This is a genomic window from Bartonella sp. CL162QHHD (assembly GCF_042195435.1).
Lineage (GTDB): Bacteria > Pseudomonadota > Alphaproteobacteria > Rhizobiales > Rhizobiaceae > Bartonella.
On the sequence record NZ_JBHIOG010000092.1, the window covers coordinates 1 to 7,213 of the forward strand.

The 7,213-nt window shown below is 35.0% G+C and carries 1 protein-coding gene; it reads right to left on the bottom strand.

The features are described from left to right. Positions 1-1,763: 1,763 nt before the first annotated feature. A complete protein-coding gene (locus tag ACFILD_RS09565; RefSeq protein WP_375665202.1) occupies positions 1,764-6,740 on the bottom strand; it encodes a DEAD/DEAH box helicase in 4,977 nt (1,658 codons plus the stop codon). Positions 6,741-7,213: the final 473 nt, after the last annotated feature.

Consider the following 7,213-nt stretch of genomic DNA (forward strand, 5'->3'; position numbering starts at 1 on the left):
ATCTCTTAAGGCTCTAATTCGAGTTAAGAAATGACCATCGATATATTCACAATCATCAATAAATTCGTATTTTTTTGCAGGCTCTTGTTGATTAACAGACGCGGTTTCATTTGCAATATTAGAGATAACGGGGGTGGTTTTTGAGATATTTGTCATAATTAAACCTTATCATAAAATTGTTTTTCAATTGACAGCTTATAAAAGCATCGGGTGTTGAAAAACACGGTGATAAGTCCGTTGCTTACACTTTTCCCATAAGGGTATTGTATGGTGTAAGCACACCCGACAAAATCACTATATATGCCAACGATAGCATAAAAGATAGTCAGTTTTTTAAAGACTTTGGAAAGGCTGTTTCGTAGTCTATCCGCTTATCAAAAAGTGTTTTTCAATCACTTGATTATTTATATAACAAAATACGTATTTATTGTCAAATAATATTTTATCTTTTTTGATATTTTTTCTTATTTTTTAAATACGTTGTGTATTGATAATATCTTATGCTTATTAATTGCTTCTTTTATATTTATGTGCTTTTAAAGCTATATTATAGGTTTTATGAAACGATTGCGTTATTTTCTGAATCTATACATTTATAATATTTAGAAAAGCTCTCATTATGCGTATTTTAAACTTTATAACCTATCAATTTTGTTGCTAAATAAATTTTAAGATTTCTGTTAATTTCTTTTAATAACACATTTTAGACTTAACAGCCTTTATAGGGACTGTCTTTATAAACAAATGCTTTCATTTGCATTTTTGCTTTCTCTATAGTTGTTATGTTCTTTATAGCCATGGCATCATTTTTCATGTTCATAAGAGAAATGATAAATAGGATAATTGCGATTTATTGTCTGTTATGAAAACACTTATGAAAACATCTCAATAGAAACTGATCATTATAGAGATCAGTAAAATCCCTTTTAATAGACCGTGTCAGTGTTGTCAGTTCCTTTTAGATCTTCTATTATTTTTTTTATGAGTAAAAATTAAAAACATTATATTTCAATAGGTTAGTATTTTAAAAACATAACTCATATCACTATTACAATCTTTAAAGATAACCAATGATGTGAATTGATTAAAACTTGTCAGTTATGTGTCAGTAAATTGAACTGACAAAATAGATTATTTTAGTGAGTGATTAAAATGTGCTTTATGAAAAGCATATGATCTTTTAAAGCCTTTCAAAAGATAGCTTGTAACTCATATGAAATGCTATCAAGACCATTATGGTTATGAGTTTTGAAGATTTTGAGTATTTTGAGGGTTCCTTTTACGCCCCTTTATATATTATTTTTCAATCAAAAATAAAAGTTATTATATTTCAATATGTTAATGTTTTAAATAAACAACCCATATTACATACAACACGTAAATACAATCTGTAATATATATAAAAAGGGGTTTTGAAGGTATTTTGAGGGTTTGAGAAACCTTCAAAACCTATAAGTAATATAAGAAAATGAATATACATAGCTCTCTTTAAACAAAGCTATCATTTTAGATTACGATATAACCTCTTAAAGGCAATGTAAAAGAAGCGTATTCACTTTAAGATGGGATTTCTTAAAAGTCTTAAAGCAATTCAAATAAGAGTATTTAAAAGTGCAAATGATTTCTTTTTAGAATAACGCATACAAACACTCCTTTTAAAGATTGTATGTAAGCAATTTATAAAGAGGGTATAGAACCTATAGGTTATAAGACCTTATACCCCTTTGTGAGGTTAACATGCCTATCATCTGAGCATGCCAAATCTATTCAGTTTCTCTCATTTCTAATTTTGGTAGTTTTTTTACGATTTTCATTGTTTCTAAACTTACGGTAATAACTCTTTGAAACAACTCTAGAGGGTAGGCAGGGTTGCCAATGGTTTCAACAGCATAGCGATTAGCATCATTAACAATGCCACTCTTTTTATCAGTCTTAACACATTGACGCCCTATAACCCATTCAAGAGCTGGTTTACCATTAACGATATACTCATAAGCTTCAAGAGGGATATCTGTTATTGTGATATTGCTATTATAAATAACAGTGGTTTTATCCTTTTTCTTACTATCCTTAATTTTTGCGAATTTCATTTCAGTTACATAATAGAATTTTTCGGGATTAGAGATCTCTGTAACTTTTGGATTACCTTTTTTAAAGGTCACGGGATAAGGTTCTACAGTTTCATAATTCACGTGCAAATGACCCAATTCACGTCCTGCTGTTACAAACTTCCAAAAATCTTCAGCAGTTTTTACACAAGGGATACGAGGCAATTCTTTAGAGAGGTTATCCGCATAACGAACACGGTAATCTTCCGAATGAAGTAAACCGTAAACGTAATAGAATAGATCATCCTTAGTAATTTTTTCATTTGGATAAGCTTCTTTAAAATGTGCTAATCCTTCATCCGTAATGGCATCACGCCTCTGTAAACCAGCTGTTTTACTTTCTTCTGTAGAAATTAAAAATAAATGGGATTGTTTTTCATTTTTACTTTTTGAAACCGTATCATCTTTGTAAATATAGCGTGGAAAGCATTGACCTGTATCTATTACACTCACATCAGGTACATTTTTAGTCATCAAGATAGAAAATCCACTTCTTGCTCCTACAGAAGAAACTTGTATCACTTTATTTTCAACCGCTTTTTCTATAGGAAATATCCGCGGCATTTGGTAAACCATATCATTGAAGGTACGATTATAATAAAGCCATCGTTGTGTAAAAGGACGATACAGACTTGGTATGAGGCATGTCTCTTCAAATTCAAAAAACTTTCCTTTTGTCAACTCTTGTTTAAGTCCACGGCTCCAACTTATCTTACTTTCATCTGAATTTACAAAATTATTTACAACATTGGTATGTATTTTACGGTTAGTGTGTGCATAAGTATCATTAAAACGTTCCACTTCACTGTTATAGAAGGCAATCATATTACTCATGTTTTTCGCTAGAGCTTCAGGGCTTGAGTTGTATGTCCAAGCATCACGACTCGTCATAATACCGCGAGAAAAATTTTCAAACAGCTTTTTACCATGACTTTTCTTATCACCTAGGACTAGGAATGTTTTGAAACTCTCATCACGTTGATTTATCCAATCACCATGTTCATCCGGCGTGATCATTTGCCAACTTTGTTCACGTGTAATGCCATCAATACTACCAAAGTATTCAAGAGCTGTAAGTTTTTCTTTTGTCGTGAAATTATTACCAATATCATGATAGTAAATTTTACAATCTCCAGAAGCATTGGGATTTTTGATAAATAGCGTTACCGCAATACCAGTCATACTACCATTGCCGAAAATATTTTCACCTTCTTGAGCAACTCCATTGCTTAACATATTTTTGCGAAGATCCCCCCGTAAATTAAGCACATAAATACTCGTAAACTCTTTGGCTAAAGATTTTCGTAAGCTATCCATTGTTGGCTTTTCTATGTAACCAGAACCAGAAACAAAGCCTATTACCCCAGCATTACTAATACGGTCACTTGCCCAACGAATGGCACGGATATAGCTGTCATAAAGTGCTCGTATATTCGTTACTTTCGATTGAGCAGCATAAGTTTTACGGATACGTTCATCTAATATGGGATAAGGGCTGTTTTTTGCATTATCATTTTCACTTTTTTGCCCTACTGAATAAGGAGGATTGCCGAAGATAACTTCAATATTGAGGTTTTTCTGAAGTTCTAAATATTCACTGTTTTTCTCTAGTAAACCTCTCATCAGATCTTGTTTTTCAAGCATCCGGAATGTATCGGTTAAACCAATATGTTTGAAAGGAATATACTCTCCTTTCTTCAAACTATGATAAGTCGATTCAATGTTAATGGCTGCTATGTAATAAGCCAGTAAAACAATCTCATTGGCATGGATATCATGACGGAACTTATATTCCATATCCTCTGGTTTTATGAGATTTGATTGTAAAAGCCTTGTGATAAAGGTACCCGTTCCAGTGAAAGGGTCAAGAATAGAAACTCCACGTGACCCTAAGCTTTTTCCAAATTCATTACGCAACACATCATCAACAGAATGAATGATAAAATCCACAACTTCAACGGGGGTATAAACAATGCCAAGCCTATCCGTTGTCTTCTTAAAAGCTTTGGTAAAAAAATCTTCGTAAAGTTTGATAATAAGATTTTGTCTTGCCTGTGGTTCGGTAATGCCAGAGGCACGGAACTTTACGCTGTCATAAAACTCTTGTAATTCTTTGGATTCTTCCTCAATATTGGTTTTATCGAGTTCTGTTAAGATTTTTTCCATTGCTTGCGAAATGGCATTGTTTTGTACAAATTCATTGCCCTCAAACAAGGCTTCAAACACGGGACGCGTCACAAGATGTTGCGCTAACATCTCAATCGCTTCTTCTTGCTTTATCTCACTGTTTAAGTTGTTTTTTAATTCGTTATAAAACGCATCAAAGGCATGATAAGCTTCGCTTGTTTGATCAGAAAGCATAGTTTGAAGGCGTGTGATATGGTTTTGTGCAATCTCAGCAACATTGCCAGCCCAAATGCCCCAATAATCACTCATAGTAGATTTTTTAACAATCAGTGTTTTGAGAGCATTGGGAAACTCAACAAAAAAGGGCAATCTTCCTTGTCCTTCATATGTTTGGTGCGGTTCATGAGCTTGTGTCCCAATACGAAGTCCGGATTTTTCTGATTTTTCGTGGAGCGTGATTTCGTCAATAACCGTGGTGACATTCTCTAATTCGGTCTTTTTAGAAACTGTAACAATGTCGATGATAGAGCTTACGTCTTGCCCTAAGACCATCTGGTTAAGGGTTTTACTAAAATTCTCATCATGGGCAAGCAAAGCATTGAGAACTTGCCAGACAACACTGTATCTCTTATTGTTTTTTAATGCCTCTTCTGGTGAAACACCAGCAGGAACACCAACCGGCAAAATGATATAGCCCATCTTTTTGCCTTTTGCACGACGCATCACACGTCCTACCGCCTGTATCACATCCACTTGGCTTTTACGCGGGTGTAAAAACATAACCGCATCAAGGGAAGGAACATCAACACCTTCTGAAAGGCAGCGTACATTGGTTAATATACGGCAGACATTCTCACCCGCATCTTCTTTCAACCAATCAAGTTTTATCGTACGGTTTTTGGCACCAGATTTTCCATTAATATGATCTACTTGACAGTTAAGAGGGGGAATATTTTTATGGTTTTCATGAAGATCAAGTAAATCTTTCTTAACTTCTTCATCATTGAATGTGTCACGAATGCGTTCAGAAGTTTTAATATCTTTACAAAAAGCCAAAGCTCGGTGCATGGGTCTTGTATCATCTCCAAGATCAATTTTCAGATCCATTTTGGTAAGAGCTTGATAACAACCCATGATCTTTGTTCTATCATCAAGAATAAGTTCATAATTCTCATCTGTCATCAGATGCTGGATAGATTTACTCACTTCTCCTTCATCAACACCTAAAACGATAATCTTGTAAGGCGTTAAAAGTCCATTCTTTACAGCATGGGAGAAACTATAAGAATAAAGGATTTTGCCATAAAGCTCTTCATCATCCATAGAAGCCAGAACAGCATCAATCTCATTAGCTTGTTTTTTGGCATTGTCACTAAAGATACGAGGCGTTGCTGTCATATACAGACGTTTCTTGCCCCGAATAAGGCTATTGTCATGAACCTTGATAAACTCAGATTCACTCTTGTCTGTTCCTAACACAGCTCCAGTGGTACGGTGCGCTTCATCACAAATGATCAGATCAAATTCCGGTAAAGCATATTTCTTTTGCGCATCCGAAATCACTTGGATCGAATGGTAGGTAGCAAAGACCACTGTCATGGCATCAGGAGAAGTCTTATTGGCTTTTTCTCCAAGCTTTTGAGAATCTGTTGTTGCTGGTAGAGCGAGATCCGAGACATCGAGTTCGGCAGCATCATCTTGGTTTTTACGACGCTTGCCAACTTGTGTATCAGAACACACAGCAAAGGAACGCAAGGGGATTGCTGTATCTGCTGTCCATTCTCTTATTGTTTGTGACATTAAAGAAAGAGAGGGGACAAGGAATAAAACACGTTTACCTTGACCAGCAAGAGCTTCTGCTATCTTCAGACTGGTAAAGGTCTTTCCCGTTCCACACGCCATAATCAGCTTGCCGCGGTCTGCTTCTTTTAACCCTTCACAAACAGCTTTAAGCGCTTCTTGTTGATGATCTAAAAGATTTTTCGGTTCTTTTTTCTTAAGAGTAGCTTCCCCTTTGCTTTCAAAGGTTGCCCAATCTATTTGACTGTTTTCTAAATCAAAAAGATTAATCCGTTGAATGCGGACTCCTTGTCCTTCACAGGTGAGATCGGCATTGTTACTCCAATTACCTTCGGTGCTATCAACCAGAATACGGCGTGTGAATATTTTCTTGCCAGACGCTGCAATAAAGCTATCAATATCTTCCTTCTTGATTTGATGATTTGCACTATAAAACTTACATTGAATAGCGGCATATCCTTCTTCATCACGAATTTTAGCAACCAGATCAATGCCGATATCACGCCCATCTTCTCCATGCTCTTTTGCCCATTCACAATAGGTTTGAACCTTTTCATATTCTTGGCATTGTAGAGGGTCTTGCGTCAAATAAGCAATTACAAACTTTTCAAAAGAAGTTCCTCTATCGCGCGCACTTTCTGTATGATCACGGTAGGATTGTAACAGAGAGCGTAATGTCAGTGGTTTGTTATGAGATTGAAGCATTTATAATAAAACCCCACCGCTTTATAAGCGTTGATCTATAGGTGTCAAAAAACTTTAAATAGAATCTGCTAGATCTATTTAAAACAAATAGCAATAATAAAATAAAAAAAGGGTGCTAAAGACCCACAACCTGCTTAAAAAGAAATTTTATTAAAGGCTATTTATCCACAGCCTATGACATGAGGTAAAATCAGCAAAATAGTGAATTTTGCTGTTCGTTTTACGTGTTAATCAAGACAAATGAACTATATGCTTTGATAGGTTTTATAGATAGGTTTTGAAGGTTTCTCAAACCTTCAAAACTATTCGAAACTCATAGATTAGGCGTCCTTTGAAGGTTCACTCTATGAATGCAAGGGGATATGGTTTAGCAAATTTATCCTTTATATTTATGGGGATATTGATGTATTAACCATTGACGGGCTAAACAGTTTTGTTTAGAGGTCTTTTTACATAAATGTGGGGGAGAGATC

What these genes read in the sequence shown, in the direction of transcription:
- ACFILD_RS09565 (WP_375665202.1), bottom strand. Translation starts at nt 6,740, where the DNA reads ATGCTTCAATCTCATAACAAACCACTGACATTACGCTCTCTGTTACAA.